We start from the raw sequence: 15871 nt of genomic DNA, 5'->3' as shown, positions 1-15871 counted from the left end.
CATGCCGTTGGAGCGAAATTCCGACGAGGCGCCACCCGGTCTCGTTCGCATCGCCATCACCGTCAGCAGCTTCAACCCGGCAATCACCGGCGGCCTCCTGCGCGGCGCTCTCGCGCAGTTGGGCGACCGTGGTGTGCGGGTCGACGAGGAGGACATCATCGAGGCGCCTGGCGCCTTCGAATTGCCGCTGATCGCCCAGGCCCTGACCCGCACGGAGCGCTATGATGGCGTGGTCTGCCTGGGCTGCGTCATCAAGGGCGACACCGCCCACTTCGAGTTCATAAGCCTCGCCGCCAGCACAGGCTTGATGACAGCCAGCCTGGCCGCCGGCGTCCCGATCGCCTTCGGAATCCTGACCACCTACACCGACGAGCAGGCCGAGGTGCGCAGCAGCGATGACGTGGCCAACAAGGGGCGCGAGGCGGCCGAGGCCTGCCTTAACACCATCCTCATCCTTCAGCGCCTGCGGGCGCCAGGCATCGCCGGCGGCGTCCGTCCGGTTTCTTCAATCCGGCGAAGCGAAGTAGCGCACGCCGCCGCCGCCCTGGCCGGCGCGGCGCAGTGAGTCCGCGGCGCTCCCGGCCGAGACGCCGGCGGTCGGGAAGGCCGACCGCAGCCTCCGAGAACTCAGGCCGCGCACCTTCGGCGACTAGATGCTCAGCGCCCGGATGCCGATAAGGCCGACGTGACAGCGGACCCCGCATAGCGCCCACTAGTCGCGGACGGAGCGCCCCAATCAACCAGGACCCAACGACGTCAGTTGAGCGCCAGCAGGAGACTTTGGCTTCACCGCGGGACGCGGACATTCGCTGTCGGATTCGGCGACCCGCGGCCTCGTCCGACGCCCCTGCGGGGCGACTGAAACATGCCGGCCGCGCAAGGACGGGCGCGGGATTCAGAGCGTTGGCCGGACGCCGGCCAACGCCGCGAAGGCGGCATGGATGATCTCGTCCGTGACCAGCTCCGGCGTGAGCAGCCATTGAAGGGTCAGCCCCTCGGTGAGCACGTTCAGCAGGCGAACGAGGATGTCTGGCGGCATCGGAGGCTGTTCGTCCTCGGGGAGGGATCGCCACCACTCCGCGGCGCCTGCGTAGAACGCAGACGCACGGTCCTGCACCAGCGTGCGCAACGCCTCATTGGTGAGCACGTAGGCCAGGCCCGTCAGCCGGGCGTGTCCCCGGCTAGATCGCTCCGGCAGGATGGCGATCGTCGCCTCAGCCACCGCGCGCATCTTCTCGGCGAAGCTCGACCCGGGCGTGAACTGCGGCTTCACCTGCGGCCAGTATGTCGGCCCGATCGCGGCGAAGATCTCGTCGCGGTTCTTGAAGTTGCCGTAGATCGCGCCGTTGCTCAGGCCCGCGCGCCGGGCCACCTCCTGCACCGTCGTCCGCTCGAAGCCCCGCTCCTCGACCAGCTGCGCGGCCACCTCGATGATCCTGGCGCGGGTGCGGGCGCGCTTGTCGCCCTTGGGCCGCCGGCGCGGTGATGGAACGTCGTCATCGGAGGTCATTGACGCGAGGCTAGGGCGGTCCTTATAAAAGAGATATTCTCTTTTATATCCGCCATCCTTTTTCAGGGCCGCCGATGACCCACCCTCTTCGATGCAAATGCGGCGCGCTCACGGGCGTCGTCGAGACCAGGGCCCGGGCGGGTCACTCGGTCTGCTACTGCGAGGACTGCCAGGCGTTCATCCGCTTCCTCGGGCGTGAGACCGATCTCCTGGACACGCGCGGCGGAAGCGAGGGCATCCAGACCCTCCCAAAGGACGTCAAGTTCCAGACGGGCGCCGAGCATCTCGCCTGTCTTCGCCTGTCCGACAAAGGCATGCTTCGCTGGTATGCCGCCTGTTGCAACACGCCGATCGGCAACACCCCGGCGACGAGCAAGCTGCCCTTCGTCGGCCTGTCGCGGGCGTGCCTGGAGAACGCCGAACTCAGCGTGGAGCAGTCGTTCGGACCCGTCTGGTTCTGCCTCTTCGTCCGCGGGGCCCGCGGTCAGCCCAAGCCCAAGGCGTTCGGCCTCCCGGGCTTCATATTATGGATGGCGCGGAACCGGATGCGCGCCCGCCTTACGGGCGGCTTCCGAGAGAACCCCTTCTTTGACACAACTACAGACCGGCCGATCGCCGAGCCCAGGGTGCTGACGGCGGCGGAACGCGACCAGTTGCGTCAAGTCCCGGCCTGAGTCCCGCGCTCTGACGAGATCCGGGGCATGCCGCCGGCTGTGTCACTCGCCGAGCGGCGCAACTGCTAGCACTATGGGAGATGGGAACGCCTGCGATGCGCCACTAGCGGTCCTTGGGTTCAGGGTCGGCCCTTGCCCGCAAGTCCGCGCGCCCGGTGAGATCGACCGAGGCTAGGCGCGCGCCATCATCGCTTCGAGACCGTCGTAGGTCCGCAGGTAGGCGGGGTCCATGTCGGGCGTCGACAGTTCGATCAGGAAGCGGTTCTCGACCCAGAACTCGATGACGTCGAACAGGGGTTGGCCCGGCGGGCCGCGGTGGAACCGGCGCGTGCGCCAGCCTTCCCGATCGCCGATCGTCTGGATCGCCGCCTCGTCCAGCTGGACGGAGAGCAACAGGTGGAAGGGCCAATACTGGGGCGGCGCGGGATTGGCCTCGAAGGTCCCCGGCGCGCCGTCCTCGCCCGGCGCGGCCGCGGCCTGTTCGGGGTAGACCTCGATTTGAGTGCCGTGGGCGTCGCCGGCGGTGGCCATGAACGCGCCGGGGACCGGGCCCGGGAACGGGTAGACGCGGCCTTGCATCAGCTCGGCCAGGACGGTCGCCACGTGATGCGGATCGCGCGCGGGAATGGAAACGTGTCGGATCATCGGCCTTCCTTCAGGACTTCAGGGTTTCGGAATTCAGGGCTTCTGGATCTTCGGCGTAGGCCGCGGCCAGGGCGCGGATCGCCCAGGCGGACGCGCGGGCCGCCTCGGGCGAGGACAGGCCGAACGCCTCCTTCAGCACGATCGAGACCAGGGGAACGGTCAGGGTGTAGGCGGCGGACGCGGCCATGGCGCGGCTGCGCTCGTCGCCACCCGTGAACTGCGCGGCCACCGCCCGGCGCACCTTCCTCGCGCGGTCCGAGCCCAGCCGCTGGCGGCTGGACACGAAGGTCTGGGCGAACATCGCGCCGCGGATCTGGTCTTCCATGGCGCCATAGCGTCCGAACAGCTCCGGCAGGAAGCCGATCAGCTCGTCCAGGGTCTCCAGCTCGGGGGTTTCGCCCATCCGAATCTGCATGGCCTGCCAGGTGGCGTCCAGCAGGTCGTCGCGGGTCGGGAAATGCCGGAACACGGTGCGCAGCGCGACCCCTGCCGCCTTCGCCACATCCTGCATCGTCAGCCCCTCGACGCCGCCGACGATCAGGTCGAGCGCTGCGTCGACGATCCGCGACCGGGTCTGATCTGACTGTTCCCGGCGCAGGGGGCTGACATAGCGGGCCGACTCATTCATGTCATGACTGATGACATGAATGCACGGTCTATGCAACAGGGGCGGCGAGCTGGCGGCTCGGCGCGGGGTAGGTAGAAGGGTTATTGAGTCTGCCGCGTCTACCCTTTCGCCACTGGGGCCCCAGGAGCGGCCGGCAATGGAGCGGCGGGACCTCGCGCCGCAAGCGCGAATGGCCCTATTGCGCCGCGGCCTCGTCCTCCCGGCGATTGAGGGCGGCATGGGCCGCCAGCAGGATGTCCAACGCCACGATCGCCCCCACCACGGCCGCCGCCGCCATGGCCGCTCCCCGCCGCGGGTTCTCGCGACCGGCGGCCTTGCCGAGCGTGATCAGGTCCATGGCGTCACCGCCCACCCGCAGCCAGAGCCAGGGACCTGGACGCACCGGCGACAACAGGCCCGCGCCCGCGGCGATCTCCCGCGCGCCGAAGGCGGCCACGGTTTCCTCGTCGGAGGTCAGGCCGACGAACCTCGCGAACCGCCGGGGCGCCGCAACGGCCGCAAGGCCGAGCCCCAGGCTGACCACGCCCAGGGCGCGCTTGACGATGACCAGGTCCAACTGCGTTTCCTCCAGCCTGAACTGGCCAATTCCTGATCCGCGCCCCCGGTTCCAGCGAGACTCTTCGCCGCAAGCGGCTCTTCCAACGCACTCTCGACGTAATCACGTCCGAATGATAATCACTCGCAACGAGTGAGGGCGTCCGTATGAACAATCTGTCGATGGACCGGGTGGCGATGGCCGATCCGATCCCCGAGGTCGGGATCACCGTGCGGCTGAGCGACGCCTCCGTGGGCGACCGCGGCGTGATCATCGACGTGCGCGCCGACCTCGACGGCAAGGACCACGGGGTCGATGTCGAGGAGCTTCAGCGCCGGCTGCTGGAGTTCGGCTTCGTCGAGGGCGCGCGGATCGAGGTGATCCATGAGGGCGCCATCGGCCACGACCCCATCGCCGTTCGCCTGGACGACATGCGGGTGGCCCTGCGCCGCCGCGACGCCGGCGAGGTCGTCGTCCTGCTGGACCGCCCATGAGCCAGGCCGCCCTGTCGCCGGCCCGGGTCGCCCTGGTGGGCAATCCCAATTCCGGCAAGACCGCTCTCTTCAACGCCCTGACCGGCGGCCGCGCCAAGGTGGCCAACTATGCCGGCGTGACGGTCGAGCGGAAGGAGGGTGTGGTCACCACGACGACCGGCCGCACCATCCACGTGCTGGACCTGCCCGGCACCTATTCCCTGCGGGCCCGCAGCCCCGACGAGGTGGTGACCCGCGACGCGGTCCTGGGCCAGCTGGCCGGGGAGACCCCGCCCGACGTCATCGTCTGCGTGGCCGACGCCACCAACCTGCGCCTGGTGCTGAGGCTGATCCTGGAGCTGAAGCGGGTCGGCCGGCCCCTGGTGCTGGCGCTCAACATGTTCGATATCGCCCAGCGGCAGGGCCTGCGCATCGACCTGGAGGGCCTGTCCCGCGAGATCGGCGCCCCCATCGTCACCACCGTGGCCACCCGCAAGCGCGGCATCGAGGAGCTGGTGGCCCAGATCGACGCCACCACCCTGGAGGCCGCGGCCCTGGGCGCCCAGACCTGGCGCGAGCCCGATGCGGCCGAGATCCGCGACGCCCACCGCGAGGCCCAGCGCCTGATGAAGGCCTATGTCCGGCCGCCGGAGCGGCCCGACACCCTGACCGGCAAGGTCGACGGCGTCCTGCTGCATCCCGTCTGGGGCTTGATGATCCTGCTGGGCCTGCTGCTGGTGATGTTCCAGGCGGTGTTCACCGGCGCCACGCCGCTGATGGACCTGATCGACGCGGCCATGACCGGCCTTGGCGGCCTGGTGGCCGAGGTTCTGCCGGCGGGCCTGCTTCGCAGCCTGATCGTCGACGGGATCATCGCCGGGGTCGGTAGCGTGCTGGTCTTCCTGCCGCAGATCCTGATCCTGTTCTTCTTCATCATCATGCTGGAGGACTCCGGCTACATGGCCCGGGCCGCCTTCCTGATGGACAAGATCATGGGCGGGGCGGGCCTGCACGGGCGGGCCTTCATCCCCCTGCTCTCCTCCTTCGCCTGCGCCATCCCCGGAATCATGTCGACGCGGGTGATCGACAACAAGCGCGACCGGCTGACCACCATACTGGTGGCGCCCCTGATGACCTGCTCGGCCCGCATCCCGGTCTACACCCTGATCATCGGGGCGGTGATCCCGCACCGGAACGTGGGTGGGATCTTCAGCCTGCAGGGCCTGGTGATGTTCGGCCTCTATGCGGCCGGCATCCTGTCGGCTCTGGGGGTCTCCTTCGTCATGCGGCGGTTCTTCTGGCGGGGCATGAGCGAGCCCTTCATGATGGAGCTGCCCACCTACAAGAAGCCCGACCCCACCAATGTGGCGCGTAACCTGCTGCTGCGCGGCCAGATCTTCATGAGCCGGGCCGGCCGTATCATCCTGCCCCTGATGGTCCTGGTCTGGTTTCTGTCGACCTTCCCCTATGCGCCGGCCGGCGCCACGGGACCGGCCATCGACTACAGTTTCGCCGGCATGATCGGCCACTTCATCCAGCCGGCCCTGGCCCCCATCGGCTTCAACTGGCAGATGTCGGTGGCCCTGGTGCCGGGGATGGCGGCCCGCGAGGTGGCGGTCGCCGCGCTTGGCACCGTCTACGCCGTCGGCGACGCCGAGGCCGCCACCGGCGGCCTGTCGGCCCGCCTGGCGGCCCAGTGGTCCCTGGCCTCGGGCCTGTCCTTCCTGGCCTGGTACGTCTTCGCTCCGCAATGCGTGGCGACGCTCGGGGTGGTGAAGCGCGAGACCAACAGCTGGCTGTGGCCGGCGGTGATGTTCGGCTACATGATCACCCTGGCCTATCTCGCGGCCCTGATCGTCTACCAGCTCACGGTGGCCCTGGGCGGCGGGTAGGATTGTACGAACACAAGTTAAGCGTGAGTTTTAACGCAGCGATAAACGGGTCTGCCGCAACCTCCTGGATGGGAGGCGTGATCATGGAAAAGATCCAGACCGAACGGCGGCGGAAGCCGCGCCCTAAGACCAGCGCCGAGGCCGTGGCCGAGCGCATCCGCCAGACCCTGCTGCTCTTCGGCGGCGAGGCGCACCGGCGCGAGGTCATCATGCAGATGGCCCGCGACGCGGGCCACGACGTCCGTCATATCCCCGAGGACCTCGAGGCCTCCGTCATCACCAGCTTCGAGGAGGTCTGGCGCGACGAGGCCCGGCGCGAGAGCCTGGGCTTCACCCTGCGCTTCGGCGAGGGGTCGCACCGCTGGGGCGTACGGATGCCGGAGACGGCACACTAGCCTTGGGCGGCGCATCGCCCGCCAGGGCGACCGCGGCGGCCTGAAGGCGGCTGAGCAGGCGCTTCAGCAGCGCCACCTCGTCGGGGGCCAGGCCCGCGATCAGAGCCGCCTCGTAGGCGAGCGCCAGGGGCGCGATCTCGGCGTGCAGCCGCGATCCTTCCAGGGTGAGCGCCAGGACGTGTGAACGGCCGTCGGCGTGATGCTCCGACCGCTCCAGCAACCGGCGTTTGGAGAGGCCGTGGGCGGCCCGGCTGACCGTCACCTTGTCCATGCCGGTGCGCGCCACGATCGCCCCCTGGGTCAGGCCGCCGTCCTCCGCCAGGACGCAGATCAGCCGCCACTGCGGGATGGTCAGGCCAAAGCGGTCCTCATAGGCCCGGGCGATCAGGCCCGAGACCGCGTTGGAGGCCACCGACAGCCGATAGGGCAGATAGGCGTCCAGCTTCAGGCCCGCCGGGGCGTCGGTGTCCGCGGGCGGGGACTGAACCGTCATCTGGCCAAGACCTCCTGCTCGATGGCGCCGAAGATGGAGTGGCGGCGCGCGTCACGCATTTCAACCCGCACCCGGTCGCCCGCCTTGAGGAAGGGAGTCCTGGGCGCGCCATGGGCAAGGGTTTCGACGGTCCGCAACTCTGCGAGGCAGGAATAGCCAACACCACCATCGGCTACAGATTTCCCTGGACCGCCGTCGGGGCCACGATTCGAGACGGTGCCCGAGCCGATGATGGTCCCGGCCCCGAGCGCGCGGGTCTTGGCCGCGTGCGCGATCAGGGTTCCGAAGTCGAAGGTCATGTCGACCCCGGCGTCGGCCTCGCCCAAGGGCTTGCCGTTCAACTCCACCTCCAGGGCGCCCGAGAGCCGGCCGTCCTTCCAGGCGTCGCCGAGGCTGTCGGGGGTCACCGCCACCGGCGAGAAGGCCGAGGCCGGCTTGGACTGGAAGAAGCCGAAGTTCTTGGCCAGTTCATCGGGGATCAGATTGCGCAGGGAGACGTCGTTGGCCAGCATCACCAGGCGGATGGCCGCCAGGCCCTCCTCGCGGCTCGCGCCCTGGGGCACGTCGCCGGTGATCACCGCGATCTCGCCCTCCATGTCGCAGCCCCAGGCCTCGTCGGCCAGCGGGATGGGATCGCGCGGCGCCAGGAAGCCGTCGGAGCCCCCCTGGTACATCAGCGGATCGGTCCAGAAGCTGGCGGGCATCTCGGCGCCGCGCGCCTTCCGCACCAGTTCGACGTGGTTCACATAGGCCGAGCCGTCCGCCCACTGATAGGCGCGCGGCAGGGGGCTCTCGGCGTTGTGCTCGTGGAAGCGCACGCGGGGGATCGAGCCGTGCTCCAGGCTCTCGGCCAGGCCGCGCAGCAGGGGCTCGCACCGCTCCCAGTCATCGAGGGCCGCCTGCAGGGTGGGGGCGACATTGTTGGCCTCGACACACCAGGCCAGGTCGTTGGAGACCACCACGAGGCGCCCGTCGCGCCCCCACTTCTTCGAAGCGAGCTTCATTCCTGGTCTCCTGCCATGTCTGTTTTCATTGAATCGCGGCGCGGAATGACGCGGGTCAGGCGAACTCCACGCTCATAGGCTTGCGGCTGATAGACGACGACCTCGACGCGGATGTCCCCCTTGGGTTCGCTCTCCCAAAGGTAGTTTCGCTCGAAGCAGGCGGAGCGGCCGGCCGGGGTGAAGCCCTCGTAGGTGTCGCCCCACGGGGTGACCTGGGAGAGTTCGCGCCACCCCAGGTCGCAGGCCCTTGCCAGTTCTTCCTCGGCGGCGTCCGCCAAATCCATCTGGCGGTCGACGCTGGGCATTCAGATGCGCACGTCCATGGGGACGGTCGCGGCCGAGCGTTTGTTGCGGTCGAGGGGAACGGTCACCTAGGCGGTCTTCCAGCTGTCGACATAGGCGGCATTCTCAACCGTCGCGGCGGCCTCGCCAACCTCCAACGGGTCGCGGGTGTCGATCATCACGGCATATTCATCGGTGGCCGGCTTGGGCTGGCTGAGCATGTTCTTCAGCGCCTTGGGATGCGGCCCGTGGGTGAAGCCCGACGGATGGAAGGTCATCATGCCCGCGTCGATGCCGTCGCGGCTGAAGAAGTCGCCGGCGTGGTAGAAGAGCACTTCCTCATAATCGTCGTTGTTGTGGAAGAAGGGCACCTTCAACGCCCCCGGATCGGTCTCGAAGGGGCGCGGGGCGAAGGTGCAGACCACGAAGCGGTCGGAGACGAAGGTGGTGTGGACGCTGGGGGGCAGGTGGTAACGGTGGCTCACCACCGGCCGCAGGTCGCGCACGTTCAGCCGGACCGGCGCCAGGTCGCCGTGCCAGCCCACCGCGTCGATGGGGTTGTAGGGATAGGTCACCGTCGAGACCTGGCCGCGCTTCTTGATCTCCACCTTGAACTCGCCGGCCAGGGCCTGGTGGGCGCGGAAGGCCTCGTCCATGGAGGGCGTGTCCAGCATGGCCGGGTCGAACAGGGCGTGGCCCCCCAGCATGCCCTTGTCGGGCAGGGTGAAGTGGCTGTTGGTGGCCTGGATCATCAGCACCGCCGTGGGCGCCGAGGGCGTCAGCCGCCACATGGTCCCGCGCGGCAGATAGAGATAGTCCCCGGCCTCATAGGCGATCCGACCATAGTCGCAGAAGAGGTCGCCGGCGCCTTCGTGGACGAACAGCAGCTGGTCGCCGTCGGCGTTGCGGGCCAGGGCCGGCATGGGATCGGCCAGCTTCCAGAAGCGCATCTCGACGGCGGCGTTGTGCAGCACGACAGGCGCGGCCCAGGGCGAGCCGGCCGCCTCGTTCAGCCGGGCCAGGTCGAAGGCCCTGGGCCGCAGCGGCCCCTCGAAATTCGTCCAGCCGGTGGGCGGGCGCGGATGGTGCAGGAAGGCGGCGGGGCCGAAGAAGCCCTCCTTGGAGACCTCCCGCTCATAGGTGCCCACGGGCATGTCGGCGTGGGCCTGGCGGGAATGGGTTCCCTGCGCGCCTCGGACCGGAATCCAGTTTCGAGCCATCAGAATTCGTCCTTGTAGATGTGCACGCTCAACGGCTGGCCCTCGGCCGCGCGGGCCCGGTACATGCCGGAGGTGTTGTAGCTCCAGGCCAGCTGGCCGTCGGGGGCCACGGCGATGACCCCGCCGTCGCCACCCATGGCGGTGAGGCGCTTCTGGATCACCTCGTCGCAGGCCTGCTGCAGGCCCATGCCCTTCAGCTCCACCAGGGCGGAGATGTCGCGGGCCACGGTCAGGCGGATGAAGAACTCGCCGGTCCCGGTGGCGGAGACCGCGCAGCCGGCGTTCGACGCATAGGTGCCCGCCCCGATCAGGGGGCTATCCCCCACCCGGCCCCAGCGCTTGCCGGTGGTGCCTCCGGTGGAGGTGGCTGCGGCCACGTCGCCGCGGATATCCAGGGCCACCACGCCCACCGTGCCGTGCTTGCCCTCGTCATGAGCCAGGCCCAGGGCGGGATCGGGCCGGTCGGCGCCGACGGGCTCGGGCGGGATCGGCAGGTTCTCGGCCTTGAGGAAGTTGGTCAGGCTGCGCCAGCGCCGGGCGGTGTGGAAGTGGAAAGGTTCGGCCAGTTCCAGGTTCTGGTCGGCGGCGAAGTCGTCGGCGCCCTGGCCGATCAGCATCACGTGGCCCGAGCGCTCCATGACCGCGCGGGCGAGGCTGATGGGGTGGCGCGCGCGCGTGACGCCGGCCACGGCGCCGGCGGCCAGGGTCCGGCCATCCATGATGGCGGCGTCCAGCTCGTTGCGCCCTTCGGCGGTGAAGACCGCGCCCCGGCCGGCGTTGAACAGGGGATCGTCCTCCAGCAGGCGGACGGCGGTCTCACAGGCGTCCAGGGCCAGGCCGCCGGACCTCAGCACCTCGGCGCCGGCCTCCGTGACCTTGGCCATGGCGGCGCGATAGGCCTGCTCCTGCTCTGGCTTGAGGTGGGCGCGTTCGATCACGCCCGCCCCGCCATGCACGACGATCGCCCATTTCGGCGCCAATCAGCCCTCCTTGGCGGGCAGCACCCCGCGGCGCACCTGGTCGAGCTCGATGGACTCGAACAGGGCCTTGAAGTTGCCCTCGCCGAAGCCCTCGTTTCCCTTGCGCTGGATCAGCTCGAAGAAGATCGGGCCGACCATGTTCTCGGTGAAGATCTGCAGCAGCAAACCCTGGCCCTCGGTCGGGGCGCCGTCCATGAGGATCTGGTCGGCGCGCAGGCGCTGCAGGTTCTCGCCGTGGCCGGGGACACGGTCGGGAAGCTGCTCGTAATAGGTCTCCGGCACGCTCTGGAAGCGCACGTCGCGCTCCCGCATGGTCTCCACCGCGTGGTAGATGTCGCCGGTCCCGAGCGCCACGTGCTGGATGCCCTCGCCGTGGTAGTCCTTGAGGAACTCCTCGATCTGCGAGTGATCGTCCCGGCTCTCGTTCAGCGGGATGCGGATCTTGCCGCAGGGGCTGGTCATGGCCTTGGAGATCAGGCCGGTCTGCTGGCCCTCGATGTCGAAATAGCGGATTTCGCGGAAGTTGAAGATGCTCTCGTAGAAGTCCGCCCACCTGGTCATCTGGCCGCGGAACACGTTGTGGGTCAGGTGGTCGAGATAGGTCAGGCCGACGCTGTTGCGGGCCTCGGCCTCCGCCGCGCCTGGGATCGGCAGGAAGTCGACGTCGTAGATCTCCTGAGCACCGTAGCGGTCCACCAGATAGAGGTTGGAGCCGCCGATCCCCTCGATGGCCGGGATGTTCAGCTCCATGGGGCCCACCGGACCCTGAACCTGCTTGGCGCCGCGCTCCAGGGCCAGCTTCAGGGCCTTGGCCGCGTCCTTGACCCGGAAGGCCATGGCGTTGGCCGAGGGGCCATGGATCTGGCGGAAGTCGGCCGGCTGGCCACTGGGCTCCATGTTCAGCAGGAAGTTGATGTCGCCCTGGCGGAACCGGAGAACGTTCTTCGAGCGGTGCTTGCTGACCGCGGTGAAGCCCATCTTCTCGAACAGGCCCTTGAGCTGCTCCGGCTCGGGGGCGGTGAACTCGACGAACTCGAAGCCGTCGGTGCCCAGGGGATTGTCGAACAGGTCGCGGGTGGGGGCTTGGGCGTTCATGCGCGCGCTCCTTCCAGGAGGATAGTATCAGATGAAACCAATTGCCCGATCCGAGGCGGCGAGACAAGTCCTGCCCCGCCTGCTAGCAAACGTGTGAACTCTCACCTCGGATCGCCATGCTTCGCAAAATGTACGACTGGGTCATGGGCCTGGCCGGATCTCGTCATGCGCCGTTGATGCTGTGCGGCGTGTCCTTCGCCGAGAGTTCGTTCTTCCCCATTCCTCCGGACGTCATGCTGGCGCCCATGGTGCTGGCCAGGCCCGACCGCGCCTTTGTCTATGCCGGCCTCTGCACCATCTCCTCGGTGCTGGGGGGCTGCCTGGGCTACTTCATCGGTTACCACCTGGGGGACCTGGGCCACTGGCTGCTGGCCCTTATGGGCCACGCCGACGGCGAGGCCGCCTTCCGCGCCTGGTTCGACCAGTGGGGCCTGTGGGTGATCCTCATCAAGGGCGCGACGCCCATCCCCTACAAGCTGGTGACCATCGCCGCGGGCCTGGCCCAATTTTCGTTCGTCACCTTCCTCTGGGCCTCGGTCCTGACCCGGGGCGCGCGGTTCTTCATGACCGCCACCCTGCTGAAATATTTCGGGCCGGCGGTGCGCGAGCAGGTGGAGAAGCGCCTGACCCTCTACACCGTCATCGGGCTGACGATCCTGGTCGGCGGCATCGTCGCGCTGAAAGTCTTGGGCTGAGGCGCGTTTTGCGCTCATATCGCGCGCCATGATGCAGCTCATCCGCGCCGTCCTCGACCGCTGGGCCCTCTGGGCGCTCGGCGCCTCCGCCCTGATGCTGGCGGCGGCCCACGCCTTCGAGACCTTCGGCGGCTACGCCCCCTGCACGCTCTGCCTGCGTCAGAGGGAGGTCTACTGGGTCGCCGGGACCATCGCGCTGGTCTCCATCCTGATCACCAAGCTGCCGCGCGGCCTGCGCTGGCGCTGGCTGTTCGACCTGGCGCTCGCCCTGGTCTTCGCCGTGGGGGTCGCCGTCGCCACCTGGCACGCCGGGGCCGAATGGAAGTGGTGGCCCGGCCCATCCACCTGCGCCTCCACCGGCGCCGGGGTCAGCGCCGACGCCATGGCCGACCTGCTCGGCGGCGCGAAGATCCGCCCCCCCGCCTGCGACGAGGCGGCCTGGCGGTTCCTGGGCCTCTCCATGGCCGGCTGGAACGTGCTGATCTCCCTGAAGCTCGTGGCCTATAGCGTCATGGCCATCTTCCACGACAGGCGCCGGCCATGAGCGACAAGCCCGTTCCCCCCCGTCCCGGCCAGGGCGCCGGCGGCGCCCGGCTGGCCGAGATCCTGAGGGTCGACCACGCCGGCGAGATGGCGGCGGTCCAGATCTATCGCGGCCAGCGCGCGGTGCTCGGCGCCGCCCGGGGCCATGAGCGCATCACAGGCCAGCTCGCCGAGATGGAGGCCGACGAGGCCGTCCACCTGGCCCGCTTCGACCACCTGCTTACCGAGCATGGGGTGCGGCCCACCGCCATGACTCCCTTCTGGCGGGTGGCGGCCTTCGCGCTGGGCGCCGGCACGGCCCTGCTGGGGGACAAGGCGGCGCACGCCTGCACCGAGGCCGTCGAGGACGTGATCGAGCAGCACTATGCCGGCCAGATCGCCGAGCTGGAGGGGCGCGATCCGGTGCTGGCCGCCGAGCTCTCCAAATTCCGCGACGAGGAACTGGCCCACCGCGACAAGGCCCTGGAGGAAGGGGCCCGCGAGGCGCCCGGCTATCCGGTCCTGGCCGCCGTGATCCGCGCCGGCTGCAAGGCCGCCATCAAGATCAGCGAGAAGCTATGACCGAGGCCGAGATCGAGGCCCTGCGCCGGGGCGCCGAGACGCCGGTGACCGCCGGACCCGCCGACCTCGCCGCGGTGGCGGAGGACCTCAGCGCCGCCTTCCGGACCGACCCGCAGTTCTGCTGGTTCCTGCGGGACGACGCCAGACGCGAGGCCGCCCGCCTGGCCTTCATGAAGATGATCCTCAAGGAGATCGCCCTGCCCACCGGCGAGGTGACTCGCCCGGCGGCCGGCGGCGCCGTCTCCATCTGGATCCCCTCCTCCCAGCTCGGACCCAACAGCCTGATCCAGGAACTGCGGGTCCTGCCGACCATCCTGGCGGCCACCGGGTTCGGGCGGCTGGGCCGGCTGTCGGCCATGCGCAAGGTGATGGACGAGCTCCACCCGACCGAACCCCACGCCTATCTCTGGTTCCTCGGCGTGCGGCCGGAGGCGCAGGGTCTTGGCGTCGGCTCGCGCATGCTGAAGGCGGGCCTGGCCAAGGTCGACGCCCAGGGCCTGCCCGCCTATCTGGAATCCTCCAACGCCGCCAATGTGCCCCTCTATCGCCGCTATGGCTTCGAGGTGACGCAGGAGTTCCGCGCCCGGCCCGACGCCCCGCCCCTCTGGGCCATGTGGCGCGAACCCCAGGCCGTGTGACCGGCCCCGCCCGCACCCTGCTGCTGACCCGGGGCGTCCGCGCCTTCGGGGACGGCTTCGTCGCCCTGCTGCTGCCCGTGTATCTGACCGCCCTCGGCTTCTCGCCGTTGCAGGTGGGGGTGCTCACCACCGCCACCCTGCTGGGGTCGGCCGCCCTGACCCTGGCCGTCGGCGCCATCGCCCACCGGGTCAGCACGCGCCGGCTGCTGATCACGGTCTCCGGCCTGATGTGCCTGACCGGCCTGGCCTTCGCGGGGCTGGGCGGGTTCTGGCCCCTGGTGGTGGTGGGCTGCGTCGGCACGCTGAATCCCTCCGGCGGCGACGTCAGCCCCTTCCTGCCCCTGGAGCAGTCGATGCTGGCCCACAGCACGACCGACGCCGCCCGCACCAGCCTGTTCGCCCGCTACAGCCTGACCGGCTCCCTGAGCGTGGCGGCCGGGGCCCTTGCGGTGGGGGTGGCCGAGCAGGTGGGCCGCCGCCTGGACTGGGCCAGCCTCGACATCGCGCGCGCCATGTTCGTGCTCTACGGCCTGCTGGGCCTGATCGTCATGGCCCTCTACCGGGGCCTGCCGGCGGTGGAGAGCGACGCCGAGAAGGCCCGCCAGCCCCTGGGGCCCTCCCGCAATCGGGTCTGTCTGCTGGCCGGCCTGTTCAGCATCGACAGCTTCGGGGGCGGTTTCCTGGTCCAGTCCCTGCTGGCCCTCTACCTTTTCCAGCACTACGGCCTGTCCTTGACCACCGCCTCGGCGCTGTTCTTCTGGATGGGGGTGCTGACCGCCTTCTCGCAGCTCGCCTCGGGGCGGCTGGCCCAGAAGATCGGCCTGGTGAACACCATGGTCTTCACCCACATCCCGGCCAATCTGTGCCTGATGCTGGTGGCCTTCGCCCCCAGCCTGCCGGTGGCCATGGCCCTGCTGCTGGTGCGCTCGACCCTGTCGGCCATGGATGTGCCGGCGCGGACCTCCTACGTCATGGCCATCGTCACCCCGCCCGAGCGGGCGGCCGCCGCCAGCCTGACCAACGTGCCCCGCAGCCTGGCCTCGGCGCTCAGCCCCTCCATCGCCGGCCTGCTGCTGACCCTGAGCCCCTTCGCCTGGCCCCTGCTGATCGGCGGGGGCCTGAAGATCGGCTACGACCTGCTGCTGCTGCTGATGTTCCGGACGGTGAAGCCGCCGGAGGAGATGCGCTAGACCCGCTCGCCCAGGGTCCGGCGGCCCAGAGCCAGCAGGACCAGCAGCACCGCCTCGATCACCATCGGCTGGACCATGGTTGAATCCAGCCCCTCCACGGCCACGGTGACGATCCGCCCGGACAGGGCCAGGCCGATCAGCAGCAGGGGCGCGGTGAGCAGGCGGCGGTCGTCGCGGATCGCCGCGGCCAGGGCGAAGATCCCCGCCCCGCCGAAGAAGCCGGCCACGTCGGCCCGCAGGGTGGCCAGGCCCAGCCCGTTCTGGGCCATCAGGCCAAGCAGGGCGGCGGGCTGAACCGGGGCGAACCAGAGCCGCAGCGCCAGCAGCAGGGCGAGCGCGCCGATCAGGCCGACGAGCAGGCGAAGGACGAGGCGGACCATGGAGGCTCCGTGAGCTTTGGATTGATTATGGCGTGGTC

Annotated in this window: 20 protein-coding genes and 1 pseudogene; 10 read left to right on the top strand and 11 right to left on the bottom strand. The window is 69.4% G+C overall.

Translation table 11 applies throughout. The features are described from left to right. Position 1: 1 nt before the first annotated feature. Positions 2–484 (top strand): annotated as a pseudogene (ribH, locus tag ACO06I_RS22005) (6,7-dimethyl-8-ribityllumazine synthase); the annotation flags it as partial. Positions 485–895: 411 nt separating this feature from the next. On the opposite strand, the gene ACO06I_RS22000 reads toward ribH, so the two are convergent. Then, a complete protein-coding gene (locus ACO06I_RS22000; protein WP_421934755.1) occupies positions 896–1510 on the bottom strand; it encodes a TetR/AcrR family transcriptional regulator in 615 nt (204 codons plus the stop codon). A gap of 74 nt (positions 1511–1584) precedes the next feature. Here ACO06I_RS22000 and ACO06I_RS21995 point away from each other — a divergent pair, with 74 nt between their 5' ends. Beyond that, positions 1585–2184 carry a DUF6151 family protein gene (locus ACO06I_RS21995; RefSeq protein WP_421934754.1) on the top strand — a complete coding sequence of 200 codons (600 nt, stop codon included), beginning with the start codon at positions 1585–1587 and terminating at the stop codon, positions 2182–2184. 171 nt (positions 2185–2355) lie between these two features. Here ACO06I_RS21995 and ACO06I_RS21990 read toward each other — a convergent pair whose 3' ends face one another. The 3 genes from ACO06I_RS21990 to ACO06I_RS21980 form a co-directional block, all read right to left on the bottom strand. Then, complete coding sequence (locus tag ACO06I_RS21990; RefSeq protein WP_421934753.1) at positions 2356–2829, bottom strand: hypothetical protein; 474 nt, start codon at positions 2827–2829, stop codon at positions 2356–2358. A 10-nt stretch (positions 2830–2839) separates the two neighbouring features. Further along, positions 2840–3457: a TetR/AcrR family transcriptional regulator gene (locus tag ACO06I_RS21985; protein ID WP_421934752.1), complete on the bottom strand. Its 618-nt coding sequence runs from the start codon at positions 3455–3457 to the stop codon at positions 2840–2842. 175 nt (positions 3458–3632) lie between these two features. Continuing rightward, entirely contained in the window at positions 3633–4013 is a 381-nt protein-coding gene (locus ACO06I_RS21980; RefSeq protein WP_421934751.1) for a hypothetical protein, read from the bottom strand. A gap of 176 nt (positions 4014–4189) precedes the next feature. Here ACO06I_RS21980 and ACO06I_RS21975 point away from each other — a divergent pair, with 176 nt between their 5' ends. The 3 genes from ACO06I_RS21975 (at position 4190) to ACO06I_RS21965 (ending at position 6752) form a co-directional block, all read left to right on the top strand. Beyond that, positions 4190–4486 carry a FeoA family protein gene (locus ACO06I_RS21975; RefSeq protein ID WP_421935116.1) on the top strand — a complete coding sequence of 99 codons (297 nt, stop codon included), beginning with the start codon at positions 4190–4192 and terminating at the stop codon, positions 4484–4486. After that, positions 4483–6357, top strand: a complete 1875-nt coding sequence (gene feoB, locus ACO06I_RS21970; protein WP_421934750.1) for a ferrous iron transporter B — start codon at positions 4483–4485, stop codon at positions 6355–6357. The genes ACO06I_RS21975 and feoB overlap by 4 nt, the downstream gene beginning before the upstream one ends. Before the next feature lie 83 nt (positions 6358–6440). Further along, positions 6441–6752, top strand: a complete 312-nt coding sequence (locus tag ACO06I_RS21965; RefSeq protein WP_304701728.1) for a hypothetical protein — start codon at positions 6441–6443, stop codon at positions 6750–6752. Here the strand turns inward: ACO06I_RS21965 and ACO06I_RS21960 are convergent. The 6 genes from ACO06I_RS21960 to hppD all read right to left on the bottom strand — a co-directional run bounded on the left by ACO06I_RS21960 (position 6688) and on the right by hppD (position 11826). Then, on the bottom strand, positions 6688–7245 hold the full coding sequence (locus ACO06I_RS21960; RefSeq protein WP_421934749.1) for a MarR family winged helix-turn-helix transcriptional regulator: 558 nt from the start codon (positions 7243–7245) through the stop codon (positions 6688–6690). The genes ACO06I_RS21965 and ACO06I_RS21960 overlap by 65 nt on opposite strands. Then, positions 7242–8249 carry a fumarylacetoacetate hydrolase family protein gene (locus ACO06I_RS21955; RefSeq protein ID WP_421934748.1) on the bottom strand — a complete coding sequence of 336 codons (1008 nt, stop codon included), beginning with the start codon at positions 8247–8249 and terminating at the stop codon, positions 7242–7244. The genes ACO06I_RS21960 and ACO06I_RS21955 overlap by 4 nt, the downstream gene beginning before the upstream one ends. Then, entirely contained in the window at positions 8246–8554 is a 309-nt protein-coding gene (locus tag ACO06I_RS21950; protein ID WP_421934747.1) for a hypothetical protein, read from the bottom strand. Before ACO06I_RS21950 ends, ACO06I_RS21955 begins: the two co-directional genes overlap by 4 nt. Before the next feature lie 66 nt (positions 8555–8620). After that, positions 8621–9751 (bottom strand): homogentisate 1,2-dioxygenase, encoded by a 1131-nt coding sequence (locus tag ACO06I_RS21945; RefSeq protein ID WP_421934746.1) that lies wholly within the window; start codon positions 9749–9751, stop codon positions 8621–8623. Further along, entirely contained in the window at positions 9751–10731 is a 981-nt protein-coding gene (locus ACO06I_RS21940; protein WP_421934745.1) for an isoaspartyl peptidase/L-asparaginase family protein, read from the bottom strand. The genes ACO06I_RS21945 and ACO06I_RS21940 overlap by 1 nt, the downstream gene beginning before the upstream one ends. Next, positions 10732–11826 carry a 4-hydroxyphenylpyruvate dioxygenase gene (gene hppD, locus ACO06I_RS21935; RefSeq protein ID WP_421934744.1) on the bottom strand — a complete coding sequence of 365 codons (1095 nt, stop codon included), beginning with the start codon at positions 11824–11826 and terminating at the stop codon, positions 10732–10734. A gap of 116 nt (positions 11827–11942) precedes the next feature. Here hppD and ACO06I_RS21930 point away from each other — a divergent pair, with 116 nt between their 5' ends. From ACO06I_RS21930 to ACO06I_RS21910, 5 genes are read left to right on the top strand one after another with little or no spacing between them, the layout of a single operon-like run. Further along, positions 11943–12521: a YqaA family protein gene (locus ACO06I_RS21930; RefSeq protein ID WP_421934743.1), complete on the top strand. Its 579-nt coding sequence runs from the start codon at positions 11943–11945 to the stop codon at positions 12519–12521. 28 nt (positions 12522–12549) lie between these two features. Then, positions 12550–13065, top strand: coding sequence for a disulfide bond formation protein B (locus ACO06I_RS21925; RefSeq protein ID WP_421934742.1), 516 nt, complete (start codon positions 12550–12552; stop codon positions 13063–13065). Next, positions 13062–13625 (top strand): demethoxyubiquinone hydroxylase family protein, encoded by a 564-nt coding sequence (locus ACO06I_RS21920; RefSeq protein WP_421934741.1) that lies wholly within the window; start codon positions 13062–13064, stop codon positions 13623–13625. Before ACO06I_RS21925 ends, ACO06I_RS21920 begins: the two co-directional genes overlap by 4 nt. Continuing rightward, positions 13622–14263: a GNAT family N-acetyltransferase gene (locus ACO06I_RS21915; RefSeq protein WP_421934740.1), complete on the top strand. Its 642-nt coding sequence runs from the start codon at positions 13622–13624 to the stop codon at positions 14261–14263. The genes ACO06I_RS21920 and ACO06I_RS21915 overlap by 4 nt, the downstream gene beginning before the upstream one ends. Next, positions 14260–15453, top strand: coding sequence for an MFS transporter (locus ACO06I_RS21910; RefSeq protein WP_421934739.1), 1194 nt, complete (start codon positions 14260–14262; stop codon positions 15451–15453). Before ACO06I_RS21915 ends, ACO06I_RS21910 begins: the two co-directional genes overlap by 4 nt. Here ACO06I_RS21910 and ACO06I_RS21905 read toward each other — a convergent pair. Beyond that, positions 15450–15833: a DUF4345 family protein gene (locus tag ACO06I_RS21905; protein ID WP_421934738.1), complete on the bottom strand. Its 384-nt coding sequence runs from the start codon at positions 15831–15833 to the stop codon at positions 15450–15452. The two genes, ACO06I_RS21910 and ACO06I_RS21905, sit on opposite strands and share 4 nt — an antisense overlap. Between the last annotated feature and the right edge of the window lie 38 nt (positions 15834–15871).

The organism is Phenylobacterium sp., from assembly GCF_965229015.1.
Classification (GTDB): domain Bacteria; phylum Pseudomonadota; class Alphaproteobacteria; order Caulobacterales; family Caulobacteraceae; genus Phenylobacterium.
This window is presented reverse-complemented; position numbering and strand designations above follow the sequence as displayed.

What these genes read in the sequence shown, in the direction of transcription:
- ACO06I_RS22000 (WP_421934755.1), bottom strand. Translation starts at nt 1,510, where the DNA reads ATGACCTCCGATGACGACGTTCCATCACCGCGCCGGCGGCCCAAGGGC.
- ACO06I_RS21995 (WP_421934754.1), top strand. Translation starts at nt 1,585, where the DNA reads ATGACCCACCCTCTTCGATGCAAATGCGGCGCGCTCACGGGCGTCGTC.
- ACO06I_RS21990 (WP_421934753.1), bottom strand. Translation starts at nt 2,829, where the DNA reads ATGATCCGACACGTTTCCATTCCCGCGCGCGATCCGCATCACGTGGCG.
- ACO06I_RS21985 (WP_421934752.1), bottom strand. Translation starts at nt 3,457, where the DNA reads ATGAATGAGTCGGCCCGCTATGTCAGCCCCCTGCGCCGGGAACAGTCA.
- ACO06I_RS21975 (WP_421935116.1), top strand. Translation starts at nt 4,190, where the DNA reads ATGGCCGATCCGATCCCCGAGGTCGGGATCACCGTGCGGCTGAGCGAC.
- feoB (WP_421934750.1), top strand. Translation starts at nt 4,483, where the DNA reads ATGAGCCAGGCCGCCCTGTCGCCGGCCCGGGTCGCCCTGGTGGGCAAT.
- ACO06I_RS21965 (WP_304701728.1), top strand. Translation starts at nt 6,441, where the DNA reads ATGGAAAAGATCCAGACCGAACGGCGGCGGAAGCCGCGCCCTAAGACC.
- ACO06I_RS21960 (WP_421934749.1), bottom strand. Translation starts at nt 7,245, where the DNA reads ATGACGGTTCAGTCCCCGCCCGCGGACACCGACGCCCCGGCGGGCCTG.
- ACO06I_RS21955 (WP_421934748.1), bottom strand. Translation starts at nt 8,249, where the DNA reads ATGAAGCTCGCTTCGAAGAAGTGGGGGCGCGACGGGCGCCTCGTGGTG.
- ACO06I_RS21950 (WP_421934747.1), bottom strand. Translation starts at nt 8,554, where the DNA reads ATGCCCAGCGTCGACCGCCAGATGGATTTGGCGGACGCCGCCGAGGAA.
- ACO06I_RS21945 (WP_421934746.1), bottom strand. Translation starts at nt 9,751, where the DNA reads ATGGCTCGAAACTGGATTCCGGTCCGAGGCGCGCAGGGAACCCATTCC.
- hppD (WP_421934744.1), bottom strand. Translation starts at nt 11,826, where the DNA reads ATGAACGCCCAAGCCCCCACCCGCGACCTGTTCGACAATCCCCTGGGC.
- ACO06I_RS21930 (WP_421934743.1), top strand. Translation starts at nt 11,943, where the DNA reads ATGCTTCGCAAAATGTACGACTGGGTCATGGGCCTGGCCGGATCTCGT.
- ACO06I_RS21925 (WP_421934742.1), top strand. Translation starts at nt 12,550, where the DNA reads ATGATGCAGCTCATCCGCGCCGTCCTCGACCGCTGGGCCCTCTGGGCG.
- ACO06I_RS21920 (WP_421934741.1), top strand. Translation starts at nt 13,062, where the DNA reads ATGAGCGACAAGCCCGTTCCCCCCCGTCCCGGCCAGGGCGCCGGCGGC.
- ACO06I_RS21915 (WP_421934740.1), top strand. Translation starts at nt 13,622, where the DNA reads ATGACCGAGGCCGAGATCGAGGCCCTGCGCCGGGGCGCCGAGACGCCG.
- ACO06I_RS21905 (WP_421934738.1), bottom strand. Translation starts at nt 15,833, where the DNA reads ATGGTCCGCCTCGTCCTTCGCCTGCTCGTCGGCCTGATCGGCGCGCTC.